The organism is Butyrivibrio sp. XB500-5 (genome assembly GCF_003625505.1).
Taxonomy (GTDB): domain Bacteria; phylum Bacillota; class Clostridia; order Lachnospirales; family Lachnospiraceae; genus Butyrivibrio.
The window spans coordinates 1-16,466 of sequence record NZ_RAIS01000012.1; the positions used below are offsets into that span (position 1 = coordinate 1).

Consider the following 16,466-nt stretch of genomic DNA (forward strand, 5'->3'; position numbering starts at 1 on the left):
TAAGTTTCTGTGTTGTTTCTTTTGAATTAGACATAAAGATAAGTCTCCTTATAAATAGAATTTGGCGAATCCGCCATATGTCGACATAAGAATGGCCGTTGAAAGACCGTCGACTTTATCTATGATAGCAGGTAAATCTTAAGAAATACCGCCGAAATTTCTTAAGATTTTATGTAGAAGCTAAAGGAAGAACCTTCATATCAACACCGGTCTAAAGTATAATATACTTTAACTTAAATCATTATCTAAATACGGAAAGCGAGAGAATATGGGATTGTTTGATTTTTTAAGGAAAAAGAATAATGATAAAGCACCTTCTGTCACAAGCAGGCCGGAAGCCTTATTTGATATTATTTCCGGAGCGCTTGTCGATGGCGAACTTCCTGAGAGTTTTTCTTTACCGACAAAAGATGATAGTAGACTGCATTTTGCTGATGGTGCAGAAGATGGCATTTGCATATATCATATGGGCCGCTCAGCTAACACTGATGAGACCAAGAAAGAAATGGGTGGAGCGGTAACTGCAGCTTCAAGCGGAGACTTTTCCAAAGCAGATCAACTTTTTGATAAATTAGGTACTCATGCTCGTGCATTATATTCAATCGATGATATTCAGGCATATATTTTACAGAACAGAGAAAAACTCAATCCTACGAACTGTTTAAGATATGCAATTCACGCTATAACCACTTCATCCTGCAAAGAAACGGTTAAATACGGTCTTTGTATATTGGAATTATTTAATACAGATGAAAAGCCGGATGTAAAAAATATTATTCGCACAATAGGTCTTTGTGACGAGTTTACCTTATTTTCTGTCTTTATAATGCGCGCTTGGAAAAACGGAAATGAAGAGATATTGAACCTGGCAAAAAAAGTTCATGGCTGGGGACGAGTTCATGCAGTCGAAAGAATTGAAGCCGTAACCGATGAGATAAAGAGATGGCTTCTTATAGATGGTGTGCATAATAATGTTTTACCAGCGTATTCGGCAATGGATTGTTGGACTAAGTCAGGGGCTTACGAAATATTAAAAGGTAATCCGACGAAAGAGGAATTTGCCGGTATTAGGGATATTATTGACGGACTTTTGGATGAGGGCCCGGTCACCGGTATTTCGCAGTTTGATGACGGCGATGATATAATCATAAGTTTTTTAAAACATGCAAAGAATATGTGCGACTGCATTGAAGATTATAAGGTTGTAAGAAGTATTAGAATTCATTATGACGATGATAAAGATGCCAATCCTGAAATAGCGAGCTTATGCAAAGAAATACTATTCTCCGATATCTGAAATGAAGACATCCCCCGGGGTATGAATTTTCCCCGGGGGATTTTTTCACCAATCATCTCATCTTTACAACTCTCGCACCAAACGGAAACAACGCAAGTCTCGCGATCTTAAAGAACTGCTTTCCAAACGGAATTCCCACGATCGTAATGCACAAAATAATCCCGATCATAAGGTTCCCCAGCGCCAGCTCAAGTCCCGAAACAAAGAACCATATTACATTCAAAAAACACGACACCGCGCCGCCTTCATCCACAATCTCTTTTCCGAACGGATTCAGCGAAATCGACGACAGCTTAAAACACTGAAGCCCGACAGGAATTCCCACAACCGTGATGCACCACAAAACGCCTGCCAGCCACCAGCCGATCGCGCTCAAAAGTCCGCCGCATATTATCCATATCACATTCCCTAAAAATCTCATATATCCTCAATCCTTTCACAATGAACTCTTTGTTCTGTCTATTGTACCATTTTTTATAATTTTCACTTAGGAATTTTGGAAAAAGATGACACTTATATAATAGAGAGACTTATGTTATATGTTTCGCCATTAGGCGCCCGGAGGATAAAATTTATGAGGAAAAGATTTTCATGTGCACCGAAAAAATGTATGATAGCCATCACTGCCGCTTCAATAAGCATGTCAATAGCCGCAGGTCTGATAGCTGCGCCTATTGTTGCCTACGCGGAAAACTACGATCTTGTAAACGGATCGGTCAATGTTAATTCTGATGAAAACGGAGAAAGAACCGTAACCCAAGACACCAATACACATAACGAAACTACAGAAACCGTCATAACATGCAGTGACGCCGGCGGTACTTCAAATACTATAAGCATCGAATCCCACGGCGAAGGCGAAAATGCCGCAAAGGTCACGATTGAAAACGTGAATATAGATACCGAATCGAGTGGCGGAGCAGCAATCTCCACCTCAGGTAATGGTGATGTTGTGATCGAAATAAACGGAACCAATACAGTTCAATCAGGTGATAATCACGCAGGAATTGAAAAAGGGAACGACGGAAACCTCACAATACAGAACGAAGAAATCACTTCCGGTGATAAATTAACTGCCACAGGTGGAGAAAACGGCGCAGGTATCGGCGGCGGTCAAAGATATGTTAATAATCCGGCAACCGGCGGCGGATTCAGCATGACTACAATCGATGGCAGTGCTAATGATATTACAATCTCAGGTGGCGATATCACTGCTACAGGCGGAAAATACGCAGCAGGTATTGGCGGCGGATATAATGGTGATGCTGATCATATCACAATCTCAGGCGGCGATATTATTGCTACAGGCGGATTAACCGGAGCAGGTATCGGTGGTGGTTACGAAGGAACTGCAAGTGAAATAATTATTAGCGGTTCTGCTACCGTTTCAGCCGCCGGAGGAAGTGGAGGAAATGAAAATCTTACTATTGCACCTATAGGAGGTGCTGGTACAAGTTTTTCTATTACTTATGGTGCAGGAGCCGCAATAGGAAACGGTTCACACGGAACAATGCAATCGGGACAAACACCCGCTCCGGGAACCCCTGTAGAGCCCGATACATCAGCATTATATACTTCAGGAAAAATAAATATATACCCGGTCGGTACAACAGCCGATGATATAGAAAACAATAGAGTCGCACCGATATCGACTACAGAAGGTACAATTACTCCTCCCTCAACAGGCACAGGTAGCGGAGAAGGCACAGGTACACCCACCACTCCTCCAAGTGCGCCCACAAATACCGCTTCACCGGGTAGCACTACCATTCCGGAACAAATAACCGAACCCACATCACAAACCCACGTAAGCTCAGATCACAGCAGCAATGCCGGAGCTCCGAACAATGTGGCAGCGCCGCAAACCGGCGCAATGAATGCAACGATCATCACCGATATGATAAATACAGTCTTTAGAAAAAATCCCAACGCGGATTCTATTGACCTTGATTTTGGAAAAAACATTTGCTTCTCTCCCGCACTCATGCGCGCATTATATGAAAAGCCAAATGTAGCAAAGAACTGCAGATTCATCCATAACGGTGAAGTATATATACTGCATATCCCTAAAGCAGATACCGGCAGTACAAAATTCGAGACCTGCCTGGATACTCTCTCCAAAGAGCCCAAAGGCTTCGCAGGCTTCATGAGAATCAACCAAATATTCAGCGAAATGGGCACAACAATATCAAAAGAATAATACAACACCAAAACCGGATCACACGATCCGGTTTTTTATCTCTTCAATCAGCTCCCGATCCGCCGGCAGCCAGTTGACCTCATCAAGCTCATCCTTCGTAAGCCACCTCGCAGCCTCGGCTTCCTTGAGCACCAACTGCCCCGATTCCACCTCAGCCAAAAAACAATCCATAGAAAGATGAAACTCGGGATAGTCATATTCAATCGTCTTAATTAGCTCGCCCACAGCTATCGTCGCAGTCAGCTCCTCTTTTATCTCACGCACAAGCGCTTCCTGCGGCGTCTCACCGGCCTCGATCTTTCCGCCCGGAAACTCCCACATACCCTTGTAATCTCCGTACCCTCTGGCCGTTGCGAATATTCTTTTTTCTCCCCCGCTGCAGTCCCAAATAACAGCTGCAACAACACGTATCGTCTTTTTATTCAAGTTGGTCTCACTTTCGTTATAAGGCAAAAGAGCTTTCTCCGCCCGGCATTTCATCCGTTAAGCTGTTCACGTATAATCAGCGCATTGTTGTAATAATCTTTCAGTTCTTCTGTAGTCAAAAATCTCTCAACATGTTTATATGCTTTTTCTGCTTTAACATCACTATCTATCACCGTTTTTGACTCAATTGATGAAGCATCAAATTTCTTATCGCATATATAATATCTAACAGCATATTGCTCTTCCTCGTAGCCATCGTCATTTATCAACACTCGAGAATCATGAACTGTAACACGGACCTTATTTCGATTTTCATTTTCGATAGAAATAATAGCTTCGCCTTTTTTAACTTCCACGCCTTCTTCCTCCACCTTGATCTCGCACCTATCAAAACTCACGCCAAATATCCAAATATTGTAATAATACTTAGCGTCACCGTCTTCCACGCAAACAGTCCTATTATCTACAGACTCTAAATCATATCCGTTCTCTTTTGCTTTTTCTTTTATGCTCGTCATGTTCCCCGAAGCACACGCTGTAAGGCTAAAAACTGCTACAATACACATTATAGTAATAGCAATAATTGCTTTTGCTTTATTATCTTTGTATCTACTCATTTCCTTTTATACCTTTCAATATTGGCCCATCACCCCCATGATAAGGATTGGGCAAAAGAGCCGGTGTAAAAAATAGCTGAATATGATCAGTTATACATAATCACTCACTATAATATTTCCATAATCATCATATTTCACACGAATCAACCGATTCCTATTGATGTTATGTTTAGGAAAAAGAGTGTGCCACACATTATCATGTCCAAACATCCTATCCAACTCATTTCTATGAGCAAAGTAATCTTCATATATCTTTACTCCGCCATCATCCTTTACACTAGTGCAAATTATAGCGTATGCATCTTTTTTATTTCTCAAAGTCCTTCCGGTCAACTGCATTAATCGCATATTCGAGCAATGATGCGGAACATGCATGAGCATAAGCTGCGAAAGATCAATGGTTCTCTCCATGCTATTATATGGAACATCTGCTCCAAGCAATGTATGAAGCTTATTTTTGTAAAAGAATTCAAGATACAATCCTTCTCGATTTCTCAACGTGATTCCAGGTTTACTTATATCCTGTGGTAATCCACTATCTCCACCCATTTTAAGTTGAATCAAATAATTGCTTCCGCCACATGATAAAGTAGCCACATTATGTTGTATCCCTGTTCTATTCACCAACAACAAATTACCTTTGTGAATAAGAAACGCTGCTAAGCGAAAAGCCGATATACTAAATTTCATATCCTTTCCCGGATGGACCAACGTAGGTGCAACCCATTGCAAATCTAGAATTCTGGGATTTGCAAATATATACCCCATAAAATGATCTGTATCCCAATGCGAAACAATAACAGCAGAAGGTTTCATTCTATTTATCGCCCTACGCGCTTTTGGGTACGGATATGATCCTATACCTAAATAATACCTATACAAATTATTACGATCATATCCAATATCAAAAAGAAGTCTTTTCTTTTTCCCTTTTATATAATCAGCATTACCGTGGCCAATATTATATAAATCTACTTTTTTGATTGCATCATCATTCCAGATGCCATTTAGTGTTCCTCCCACAGCACCATCAGACGCTACAGGAAAATGATCCGGTTTATAATGATTTAAAACAAACCTATTCGGCTTCACTTTACGAAAAAACGGCTCATCCGACAAAATTTGCAGCTTACCATATCTGTTTTTCACCGAGTTTGCTGAAAAAAACAGCATCGCATCAAGCGATGATTCTTCCGTTGTTACATCTTGTATTAATTCATTATTTATAGCTTCTCTTGGATTATTTGGGATAAACCTTGCTTTATACCACTGATACTCCAAGCTGTCTATTATATGCTTACTATTTTCATTTACTTCTACAAAGAAAGATACAAAAAAAGGATGATAATCTCCGGTCCACTCAGGAATCTGATCCGTAAATTCGTTTAGGATGGTCTCTCTGTCATAATCGTATATCTCTTTTGTCAAAACGGAAAATTCTACTATACGATTATATTTATCATGCTTTTTCTCTATATCTTCTTCATTATTTAATTCGCGAATCTCTTCATCAACAGACAATGAAGTTTCTAAACGAACTATCATCGGAAAAGAGTAATCCTCTTTTTGATTTAAGAGATTCTTCCAGATTGCTTTGCACCTTTGTTTATAAGAAAATGAGTTTTCTATCAATTTGTTTGTCTTATTATCGTTATGCATCTTCTATCACTTTCTTCAGAAATATTCTTTTTTCAAAGCCGCCTCTTTTCTCGGCTTTCTCCGCTCTGAGTGCTTCCAATTCTTCTATGCTATAGCCTTTCGCTTTAGCTAACGCATACAGCACTTCAAGAACATCTGCAAGTTCTTCAAGATTTTGATCTTCGTGATATTCTTTGACCTCTTCATCAAGTTTTGAATCAAGCATCTGTAAATACTCTGCGCTATCCAGGATTCGTATATCACATTGCTTCCCATCTTTCTCGATAATATCGGGAATTCTATCTCTAACAAGCTTATTATAGATTTTCACTGACATGCTGTTTCCTCATATCTCCAATCTTTGAAACCATTGTTCTTTGCTGCATCGTAAATTGGTCGGATTATATTCTGTAACCTGCAGCCAAATTCATTTTCTGACAAGCCATCACAATATAACGTTCTATTCACCTCATCATTATTCAAATGGTGTTTTGATATCTTAGAAAACTCCTCTGCAACAACGTTATTCTCTTTAGATAGTGAGTATGACAAAAATTCAAGTTTATATAATGGTTCAAAATATAGTTCCCACTCAGGTAAACCATTACTTTTACTGCTATTAATTGATTTAGTAGTTGGATGAAGATTCCACAATTCATCGTGAGCTACATACTGCCATGGAACAAAATGATCTACTGAAATAGTTGTATTTGAAAGATCTTTATGTCCGTAAATATCCCTAATATCAGGTCTGATATTTATAATTAGTTTCCAATATTTCCGAACACGTTCAATATCTCTATTTTGCGGAGCACTTAGTTTATCTGCTATTCCCGGAACACTTGGATTTCTTTTCTGCAAATAATGAATTAGATTTAATTGCAGCCACCCATGTAAAATCTCTTTGTTTCGAGTGAGATAAGGAATCCATTCATCATTAATGTATATTACTGTTGATAGTTGTCCGAAAGCATCATAATAATATAAAAGTCTTCGCTGTTGATTTATCTTATGTGATAATTCCTCTGGTCTATACCACTCTCGCTTATCAATTTTAATATCATCAAGAAATGGAGAATGGATTCTGTAAGGAACATTTTTAATTAGCTCTTTCTTGTATCCTGTTAGCACTTTATCATCGCTATTCTCAAGATAAGAAATGATAACTGATCTTTTCTCCGAAGCGGGAAACTGCATCACTTTTCCAATATATTTCACAGCTTCTTCAAGATTATCAGTCACGCCAATCGGTCCTAATCTAAGATGATACTCTGTAACCATATACCAAGCATCAGCAATCATCTCGTTTATTAATTCATCGTAAGTAAATCTTGTCTTATTCTCAGTAAGCTTTCCAAGAATCGCTTGAAACCAAAAGAATTTATAGCAGTTGCTTGTATCATCAAACAATCTGCTCAGGTAGCCAATATTGAGTTTTTCATCGTAAGGAAGTTTACTCATATCTTTCTCGTATATTCAGCTTTCTTCTTAAAACCTACTGTGCCACTCCAAAATCATACTGAAGATATTCCGGTAGTACTTCAGTCATGTCTATATCATATAGATATGTGGTATTTGTTTTACCTGTAGCTTTATCTACCTTTTCTTGTTTTCTTTCATTAGAAAAAGTTCCTGTACCAACATAAGTGTAAGGAAGTCTCACACCATGTTCTTCCGCCACCTTCCTAATAAACAGATGTGCATATTTAGATAATCTTAGCGCCTGCAAATCTGCTGCCGAGATATTATTCTCACACTCCCACTGGAAGAGGTTTTCTTCTAAAAATTTATCCTTATAATTTAAACGTTCTTCCAGTGATGCATCTTTTTTCAACGATGCAAAAATAATAACCTCATCCCCATAGAAATACGTGCCTTTTTGATTATGTTCAGGATCCTTAAGCATCTTAAGCTGCACTTGATCCATGCGATAATTATTCCAAAGCACAAACTTCTCATGATACATATACTCAGCGTCATAGCGAACTAAACCATACTCAAGAAGATCATCCATGTATTCGTGAAGCTGATCATCCATATCAACATTGAGTTTTAATGTATCTTCATCTCTAATTATTGCCTTATTCTTAAGCATGAATCTAATGGCATGCTCGACTTCCTCAGATTTAAAATCATCATAATCTTTTTTGAAAAACTCATATATTTTATCTTCTTTTAAATCTTCGTTCAGAAGAAGCTTTATTATTTCATATTCATGTCTGCGAACTAGCGGGAGAAGTGAAGAAACATACTTAATAAATCCCACCTGCGCATCTGTAAAAATTGGAAGATTTTCCTCTCCAATTCCCAACAGAAAACTGTAATAGCATCCTGTTTTACGATTACTGATCTTAGTACTAAAAAATCTCATCAAGTCAGGTGCGCAATCATTGTTCAGATAATCTATATGTTTAGGATAGAATTCACTATTACTGTATTTCTTGAAGTTATAATAATCTTGCTTTAAATAATTAAGTCCATTGAAATTCTCATTATCGATGTACTTTATGATTTCTTGCTGGCTTTCTTCATCGAAATGTATATTTACGCCATATTCTGAAAGACCTAATGCCTTAAAATCATCTTTTACAAGATCTTGCATTAATCTTTTTTCAAGAATGAAATTCTTTGCAAGACTTCCTAACGCAAAAGCTACCTGTACACTTCTCTTATAGCTGTTACCTATAAAATCCAGAACAGTGACATGAGTCTTTCCCTCAAATTTTCTAAGTCCTCTTCCTAATTGCTGAATAAAAATAGTCGAACTTTCTGTAGGGCGCAGGAACAGTACCATATTGACTCCGGGTATATCAACACCTTCATTCAATATGTCTACCGTACAAATAATCTCAAGTTCTTTGCTATCATCCTGAAGATCATCATATGCACTTTTTCTCTCAGTAACAGTATTTTTACCGGTGAGATATGCAGTATGATAATATTCCCCAAGTTCCTCAGCCATCATTCTGGCATGAGTAATATTCTTACAAAAAGCCAACACCTTCAGTTTGCCTTCTGGTCTGTATTCTTCTATTTTATCTTTAATAAAATCACAATGATCCACCGCTGCAAGCTGTGAAATAAGTTGTCTTTCTTTATCCTTAGTCAGGCCATAATCTACAAGACTGTCCCTAATTCCATAATATCTAAACGGTACGACAAGATCGTTTATTATTGCATCCCTGAGTCGGAGTTCATACGGAACGTTAGAATCAAATAATTCAAAAACATCTTCATTATCCATTCGTTCAGGTGTAGCTGTTAATCCAACCAAAAACTCCGGTTCGAAATAGTTAATAATCTTTTTGTATGAATCAGCTGTAGCGTGATGGCACTCATCGAGAATTATATAATCAAAATCATCTTTTCCAAACAGTTCCAAAGATCTACTGAGGATAATGTTTCCGGCAAACAGAAAATCAGCGTCAAGCTCATGTGATGATTGATTATAGATACCATAACTTTTCTCTGCCCCAAAAACTTCTTGGAATGTTTCCAATGATTTCTGCATAATTGAGCCTTCGTGAACAACATATAATAGTCTCTTGGGATCAAAGTTTCTGGCATCAAAAGCAGCTAGAAAAGTTTTTCCCGAGCCTGCCGCCGCTACAACTAACGCTCTCTTCTTGCCCATTGTCCTGTATCTATTCAGTTCTTTCAGAGCCTTATGTTGCATATAATTCGGGCGAACATTTTCTATCTTCTGCCCATAATCCATATCCCAACATTCTATGGCAAAATCTATTCTCTTTTTATACTTATTGATTAGCTCTCTATCTAGCGGAAATGTCCTATTCCATTTATCCTCAAATTCTTTCTGCATATCCAAAAAGACGTTTGAGTTTTTATCCCTTATTACAGCAATATCCCACTCTATATTTTTCTTTAGAGCGTACTTAGTTATATTTGAAGATCCTATAATAAGCTCTGCTCTATCATTGAATTCAAAATAATATCCCTTTGAATGATAGCCAATAACCGAATAACTATTGTCATGAAAGCTCTCATAATCAAGATGACATTCAAATCCATCATATATATCTTGTAGCTGTAGGAATCTTTGAAGAGACTCGACATCGGTGAAATTCTGATATGTAGAAGTGATTAGCTTTCCTTTGCATCCGCGCTGCAAAGCAGATTCAATATCCTTAATAATCAAAACGAGGCCAGCCTTTTTGATAAAGCTAACCGAAAAACAAAAAGAATCACAGCTCCTTAAATTATCTTTAAGGCGCTCTAGAAATGTCTGTTCTGTGTAGTTAGTTAAAAACAAGTTATCATCCATATTTGCCATATCAACGACCTCTTCGGATAACAATCAGTTTCAACAACAATTATACTATAAAACCCGCACCGAATTTAAAGTGCATATATTTCGCAATCTCTTTTTCCTGATTCTTATTTCAACCTCAACCTAAAATCGCAGAGTTCATCGCCGTTTCCGATTGTTTTGGTGCGGATGAATTCAAGGCCGGGGATGTTGCCGTAGCAGTAGATGTCGTTGTCACAGAAGAGTCTGTTGATCTCGGGGCAGCCTAGTTCTGTGAGGTAGGTGTGGTAGGGACACTTGGTTATGTCCATGGCGAACTCGCCTTTTTTCTTGGGGTAGAAGACGTTCTTGAAGCCGGCGGTCTCTCCGAAACTTTTCTTGGCGACGGGTCCCCACATAGCGAGGAAGAACCTCGTGAAGCCGGGGAATCTTGCCGACTTTGCAAGGGAAGCGCCTGCTTTTTCGCTGTTTGCTTTCATGGATACTCGCATTACCTCAAATGCTTTCTCAGGGTCTTTGTCCTTCATAGAAAGGTAGATGGCTGCTGACGGGAAGATATTTCCGTCGGTGTGAGCGGCAACGCCCTTGGGAAGCCCTTGGTGCTCCGCATAGATCTTGCCCAGCTTTTCTCCGGCTCTTTTCCATATCTCATCCGCATCCTCTTGCGTGAATGCGTTGTAGAGCTCTTCTTTGATAAATGCTTTTCCCTGTAATGCTTTTTCTACTGTTGTCATAAGTGAGTCTCTCCTTGAAGTCTTTTTTAACACAATAATATGTTATCATGTATAAAACGCTTATTGGAGGAAAAGAAATGAAAACAAAATATCTTTTGACCATACCGGCTCTTATGCTGGTTCTTTCAGGGTGCGATTCGGAGGTTTCTTCGATTGCGCCGTCAGTGGATTCTACCGAGGCTGTCGCAGCTTCCACGCAGGCTACTTCAGAGAGTAGCACAGCTGCTGCCGAGAGTACCTCAGAAGCTGCCGAAAGCGAGAATTCGGCCACAGAGGCTTCAAGTGAAGTATCTTCTACAGAAGCATCATCGGAAGCGACCTCTACGGAAACATCTTCGGACGCGGCTTCTGTAAGCAGCGAATACTCAAGCGGAAGCGGCTATCAAAACAATCCCAAGGAGCGAAAAGAAGTAAAGATCGATGATGATTCCGCAGCTCTTTATGATTCATTTTTGGAGGGAACTGCCAAGGCAACTTACAGTAGCAAAGGCGACAAGTGCGAATACCTGAATTTTTCTTCCGTTTTGGATGACGGAAAAAACTATACGCTTAAAGAAATGCTCTCGAACATCGCAGCCGGCGAAATACCGGACTCTCCGATTGCTTGCAACAATATCTCGGCTAAATATCTGGACCTTGGCTTGGACGGAAAGATTGAAATGCTCATCCTTCCGGAATTTGAAGGTGAATTCCAGCCTTCTATCGTTGTCAAAAATGTCGGCGGCTCGTTAAAGGTCTGTTTCGTCGCTGATTCATGGAGTAGATGCACTACTATGATCGGATTTAACGGCAGTGTATCTTCTACAGGCTCGGGCGGAGCGACTTCACACGGCGACGATGAAGGCTACTTGGACGCTTCGGGTGAGTATCACTTCTGGCATAGATGTTGGGAGGAGCTTTACGGAGAGCGCGATAACGATAACAAGCTTTCATTCCGTTTAGACGGAGAAGATCCCGAATACAATATTGACGGCGCTGATCTTATGTATGTTGTGAGATATGATCTTGATGAGAGCAAAAATGACAAGGACGCTTTCTACATGATTTATCTGACGGATTCGGATTACAATGATATCGAGGACGATCCGAGTAATCCAAACAACCCATATGACGCCGCAAGGGACATTCTTGTGAAGGAAAAAGGGCTTAAAGTCGTTTCCGAGAAAGAAGCGGCCGATCTGCTTGCAAAGGCGCGAAAAAAGATCGGATTTAGCGATGAGGTTTATAAATTTGGGGAGTGACCCCATTGCTATAAATATAATCTAAATTTTCGCCCAAAATCATAAAATCGAGTTTATACATACGCAATATTGTTCATATTAGTATATAATAATTAGTATCCGGAGATATGTTCACTATGCATGCGTAGCGAGGTTGCGAGATGGATTTTCAGACTCTTGTTGATGATTTAAAGCCGATGGCGTGCGTTCTGTCGGTCGAAAAAAAGGAAGACGGAGGATACGGCGAGATACGAATAGTCACGGGCAACAAAGTATTTGTTGAGTTCGTGGAACACCCGCTTTTTGCCGTGAAGCCGGGCACGATCATCGGAAAGTTTAGGAAGAACAATATCTACGACAAGTATCTTCCCAAGTCTCCCGATTTCGAGCATAAGTGCCATCAAAGCGCCATCTTAAAGAAAACAATCCACACATACCTTAATATAGATGTTGCCAATCTGTGGTTCAATCTGTTCTTTTTGCCTTTGGACTACGAGGAAGACAATCTCTGCTACTGCGTTTTCCTGAATGAGAAAACCGATGTCGATGATATTGATATGGCTTCGTCAAGCTCCATGAGCATCTCCAACGATGTTTTGAAGACTTGTATCAAGCTGCGCGGATCGAGTGATTTCAACGCGACGATGAATGAAGTCATACATGATATCCGCAAGCTGTGCAATGCGGATATATGTACCATTTCGCTTGTAAACCAAAGCGCTGGTACGCTGTCTATCCTCGCAACGAGCAAGTCGGAAAGCTGCACAGTCAAGCCCTTGACCGAATACCCCAACCAGTATGATCTTACCATGTCATGGCTTGATATGATCGGAGAAAGAGACAGTTTAGTCATCGAAAATGACAAGGACCTTGAGTATGTAAAAGAGGTTAATTACGCATGGTATCAGAATCTCAAAGAAGCAGGGGTAAAGAGTATCATTATTTTCCCTCTTCGGCACAACTGGGAGCTTATGGGCTTTATATGGGCAACCAATTTTGACACGGACAATACTTCCAAGATAAAAGAGACTTTGGAGATTACCACGTTCTTTATTTCTTCAGAAATTGCCGGCTATATCATGTTAAAAAAGCTGGAGCACATAAGTTACACGGATACGCTCACGGGTGTATTTAATTCAAATGCGATGAACAGCATGATCCTCGATGTTGTTTCCAAGAAGACTGTCATCCCAAAGCCGTACGGAGTTGTGTTTGCGGACATCAACGGGCTTAAGCGTGTCAACGATGAGAGCGGTCATCAGGCAGGTGATATTTTGATAAAAAAGGCAGCTCTTTTGCTTCAGGAAGTATTCCTTGACCAGGACATCTACCGCGCGGGCGGTGACGAGTTCATGATCGTAGTAAAGGGCTGCACCAATGAAGAGTTTTTTGAAAAAATCGATGAGTTAAAAGAAAGAACGAGTGATCCGGACAAAGTATGTCTGTCGGTCGGATGCGTATTTAACGATTCCGACCTATCCATACGCGAATGTCTGAGGCTTTCGGATGAAGAGATGTATAGAAATAAAGATAAGTTCTATGCGGATCATCCCGAAATAGACAGAAGAAAAGGATAAGATAAGGGGGCTGCCGAATATCATCGGCAGGCCCCTGTTTATTGCATTTTTTCACCGGCTTTTACGCCGATTGTCTTTACTGGTTGAGCGCTACGATAAGTCCGTTTATCTGGGCGTCTTTTTCCGCGCTCGGGCTGTCTTTTGGATCTATGAATATCGAAGTTGCTTCAAAGCCTTTTATTCCTATTGCCTTGGCGAGCTTCTCTATTGCTTTTACCCCGCCGCTTCCTGCCATGCAGGCGTAGGCGCAGTTTCTTTTGCCCTTAAGAATTTCCTTGTTGTCGGCTACAAATGTGCGGATAGGCGGCGTGATGGTTCCCGCCCACACAGGAAAGCCGTAGATGATGCGGTCATACTGCGAAAGGTCGACACTATAGTCTTCGAGCTCAGGCTTCTCCGCCATGAGCGCGCTCTTTCCTCCCCAGACGAACTTGGCAAAACCTGTATCTTTGTAAGCTTTCTTGGGAACAAGGCGCAGTGTGTCGGCATCTTCGATACCTGCCTTGATCTTCTCTGCGACGTACTCAGTGTTCCCTCCCATTGAGTAGTAAACGATCAGTGTTTTCATTTTTTCTCCCTCTCATATAAGTTTTATCTTTAAGTCATATTTTTACAGAGTTAAAGATAAAATTCAATGCAAGTTTTATCTTTAACTCACCTAAAAAAGCACTTAAAGATAAAAATTACATCCTATATCTCTTCAAGTCAACTTTCCCGTTTATAACCTCTACGCCCTCTGACTGCAGGATTTCCCCTTGCTTCCAGGCACCGCCGAAGGCGAATTCGCCGGCGAGTTCACCTTTTGAGTTTACTACGCGGTGGCACGGGATCTTACCGGGCTCGGGATTTTTGTGGAGCGCGTTACCAACGGCTCTTGCCATGTTCTTATCGCCCGCCATCTCGGCGACCTGTCCGTAGGTTGCGACTTTCCCTTTTGGAATGCGCTTAACGGCTTCGTAGATTCTTTTGCTCGGGCTGTCTGAGATAAGATCGTAGCTCTCGGCGATCATGGTCTTTACGTCCTTGTCGGGAATGCTCCCGTCGAGGATTATGGTGTTCCAGTGTTCTTTATTCTGATGGTATCCGGGTATAACAGCTTTGTAGATCTTGCGCCAGAAGTAGGCTTTTTCGGGATCGACTTTGACGTTCAGATTGATAAGTCCGTCTTTTTCATACGTCCAAAGAAATGCTTTCTTGTTGCCTTTATAGCGCACAAGCTGCCAGTTGTTGTCGTGAAAGGGCGCATCCTGATATGCGCCGTCAAAAGATAGTCCGTATTTTAAGGCTTCTGCCCTGGTTTTCATTATTGTCCCCCCACCTCATCGTAATCCGTATTCTCATCAAAACAGACCGGATCAACTTATTATTTCATCACATAAATCGCCACTCGTAAAGCTACCCATGCCAACGGAAACAGTATATTCCACAGCATTTTGTATTTAATTACTTTCCCGTTTTTCTCCATGTGCTTGATCACAAAATATATGACTGTATACATGATTAAAAAGCTAAACACGGAATAACCCGCAAGCTCATACATTTTTTCTACCATTTATGCGTTCTCCTAACTAATTAAAATCACTGTTGGAATATCTTATGACTTATACACATATATCCACTCAATGGGCGCCGTTAATTCATCCCAATCATCAACGTCCTCTAGCTCAAAACCTATTCCGTCAACTCCCGGTATCAAATAAACTTCCCCATCATCTTCATAATTTCCAAAAGTTTTTTTCACATCAGAGAGCGTATCTCCTACATGGATATCATGAAATCCATCCAAAAAACCTTTCGTAACACCAATTTGCTGCAACTCTCCATTTACATCAAACCATAATTTCACATTATCAAAGGTGTATGTGCAGAAGCCGTCACCTCTCTCCCACAACTTAAATTCAGAAGAAAAAAGTCTTAGTATAACCTCTTTTTTAGCTCCTAGCCTAACCTTTCCGATTCCAATATTTGGTTCAATCTCTCCATGTATTAGTTCCATCACTGTATCCTTTCAATATTTATAAAGCCATCCAAACTCGTTCCTTCATAAAAATCAATAATCTGTCCCGTCTCTTTGTTAATTATAAGCTGTTTTCCGTTCTGTCTTACAACAATCTGAACTTGCCCACTTTGCGCGCCTCTAGAACTATTCCAAATTCCTTCATAAATTTCAGCTGTTTCTTTGTTTTTTTCAAAAAATTTTCGCGCGGCAGCTTCATATTCAGCTTTTCCAGCATACCCCATATCGCGCCCGTGCTTATTAAAATGCTTACCTAACTGGTACATTTTTTCTTCTGAAACCTTAATAGACTCACCTGCGCTTTTAGTTATAGCTTCAACCTCTTCAACACCTGTCGTTGACTCAGTTAACGCTTTAACTCCTGCTCCATCTTTTGTAGCCTCAGCTACATTGCCGGCCTTCTTGACAACAACAGGATCCACCGCATATTTAGCCTTGCAGATATCCACAAGTTCGTTGAGCTGTGAGAA

Annotated in this window: 17 protein-coding genes; 4 read left to right on the forward strand and 13 right to left on the reverse strand. The window is 40.2% G+C overall.

Features of this window, described 5'->3' with window-relative positions:
* The first annotated feature begins 268 nt into the window (after positions 1 to 268).
* On the forward strand, positions 269 to 1,297 hold the full coding sequence (locus tag D6856_RS14980; protein WP_120687561.1) for a hypothetical protein: 1,029 nt from the start codon (positions 269 to 271) through the stop codon (positions 1,295 to 1,297).
* A 52-nt stretch (positions 1,298 to 1,349) separates the two neighbouring features.
* On the opposite strand, the gene D6856_RS14985 is transcribed toward D6856_RS14980, so the two are convergent.
* Positions 1,350 to 1,718, reverse strand: a complete 369-nt coding sequence (locus D6856_RS14985) for a YccF domain-containing protein (RefSeq protein WP_120658094.1) — start codon at positions 1,716 to 1,718, stop codon at positions 1,350 to 1,352.
* 153 nt (positions 1,719 to 1,871) lie between these two features.
* Between D6856_RS14985 and D6856_RS14990 the strand changes: the two genes are divergently transcribed.
* Complete coding sequence (locus D6856_RS14990; RefSeq protein ID WP_120687562.1) at positions 1,872 to 3,497, forward strand: hypothetical protein; 1,626 nt, start codon at positions 1,872 to 1,874, stop codon at positions 3,495 to 3,497.
* A gap of 18 nt (positions 3,498 to 3,515) precedes the next feature.
* On the opposite strand, the gene mutT is transcribed toward D6856_RS14990, so the two are convergent.
* From mutT to D6856_RS15025, 7 genes are all read right to left on the reverse strand, one after another.
* Positions 3,516 to 3,977, reverse strand: coding sequence for an 8-oxo-dGTP diphosphatase MutT (gene mutT, locus D6856_RS14995; RefSeq protein WP_120687563.1), 462 nt, complete (start codon positions 3,975 to 3,977; stop codon positions 3,516 to 3,518).
* The gene (locus D6856_RS15000) at positions 3,974 to 4,540 is read right to left on the reverse strand and encodes a hypothetical protein (protein WP_120687564.1); all 567 of its coding nucleotides are present in this window, start codon (positions 4,538 to 4,540) and stop codon (positions 3,974 to 3,976) included. Before D6856_RS15000 ends, mutT begins: the two co-directional genes overlap by 4 nt.
* Positions 4,541 to 4,630: 90 nt before the next feature.
* Positions 4,631 to 6,085 carry a hypothetical protein gene (locus D6856_RS15005; RefSeq protein ID WP_147367856.1) on the reverse strand — a complete coding sequence of 485 codons (1,455 nt, stop codon included), beginning with the start codon at positions 6,083 to 6,085 and terminating at the stop codon, positions 4,631 to 4,633.
* A 106-nt stretch (positions 6,086 to 6,191) separates the two neighbouring features.
* Positions 6,192 to 6,515 (reverse strand): nucleoside triphosphate pyrophosphohydrolase, encoded by a 324-nt coding sequence (locus D6856_RS15010; RefSeq protein WP_330544550.1) that lies wholly within the window; start codon positions 6,513 to 6,515, stop codon positions 6,192 to 6,194.
* Complete coding sequence (locus tag D6856_RS15015; protein WP_120687566.1) at positions 6,506 to 7,639, reverse strand: HNH endonuclease domain-containing protein; 1,134 nt, start codon at positions 7,637 to 7,639, stop codon at positions 6,506 to 6,508. The genes D6856_RS15010 and D6856_RS15015 overlap by 10 nt, the downstream gene beginning before the upstream one ends.
* A gap of 34 nt (positions 7,640 to 7,673) precedes the next feature.
* Positions 7,674 to 10,472, reverse strand: a complete 2,799-nt coding sequence (locus tag D6856_RS15020) for a DUF3427 domain-containing protein (protein WP_120687567.1) — start codon at positions 10,470 to 10,472, stop codon at positions 7,674 to 7,676.
* 104 nt (positions 10,473 to 10,576) lie between these two features.
* Positions 10,577 to 11,215 carry an L-2-amino-thiazoline-4-carboxylic acid hydrolase gene (locus D6856_RS15025; protein ID WP_147367857.1) on the reverse strand — a complete coding sequence of 213 codons (639 nt, stop codon included), beginning with the start codon at positions 11,213 to 11,215 and terminating at the stop codon, positions 10,577 to 10,579.
* Positions 11,216 to 11,259: 44 nt separating this feature from the next.
* On the opposite strand from D6856_RS15025, the gene D6856_RS15030 reads away from it, so the two are divergent.
* Both D6856_RS15030 and D6856_RS15035 read left to right on the forward strand, forming a co-directional pair.
* Positions 11,260 to 12,423, forward strand: a complete 1,164-nt coding sequence (locus tag D6856_RS15030; protein ID WP_120687569.1) for a hypothetical protein — start codon at positions 11,260 to 11,262, stop codon at positions 12,421 to 12,423.
* A gap of 140 nt (positions 12,424 to 12,563) precedes the next feature.
* Positions 12,564 to 13,979 (forward strand): sensor domain-containing diguanylate cyclase, encoded by a 1,416-nt coding sequence (locus tag D6856_RS15035; protein ID WP_120687570.1) that lies wholly within the window; start codon positions 12,564 to 12,566, stop codon positions 13,977 to 13,979.
* A 76-nt stretch (positions 13,980 to 14,055) separates the two neighbouring features.
* Here the strand turns inward: D6856_RS15035 and D6856_RS15040 are convergent, their stop codons facing one another.
* From D6856_RS15040 to D6856_RS15240, 5 genes are all read right to left on the reverse strand, one after another.
* The gene (locus D6856_RS15040; protein ID WP_120687571.1) at positions 14,056 to 14,547 is read right to left on the reverse strand and encodes a flavodoxin family protein; all 492 of its coding nucleotides are present in this window, start codon (positions 14,545 to 14,547) and stop codon (positions 14,056 to 14,058) included.
* Between the two features lie 115 nt (positions 14,548 to 14,662).
* Positions 14,663 to 15,283, reverse strand: coding sequence for a methylated-DNA--[protein]-cysteine S-methyltransferase (locus tag D6856_RS15045; protein WP_120687572.1), 621 nt, complete (start codon positions 15,281 to 15,283; stop codon positions 14,663 to 14,665).
* 59 nt (positions 15,284 to 15,342) lie between these two features.
* The gene (locus D6856_RS15050; RefSeq protein WP_092250325.1) at positions 15,343 to 15,531 is read right to left on the reverse strand and encodes a hypothetical protein; all 189 of its coding nucleotides are present in this window, start codon (positions 15,529 to 15,531) and stop codon (positions 15,343 to 15,345) included.
* Positions 15,532 to 15,573: 42 nt separating this feature from the next.
* Entirely contained in the window at positions 15,574 to 15,975 is a 402-nt protein-coding gene (locus D6856_RS15055; RefSeq protein ID WP_120687573.1) for a hypothetical protein, read from the reverse strand.
* A partial coding sequence (locus D6856_RS15240) for a hypothetical protein (protein WP_158588976.1) occupies positions 15,975 to 16,466 on the reverse strand: 492 nt, incomplete at its 5' end. The genes D6856_RS15240 and D6856_RS15055, both read right to left, overlap by 1 nt.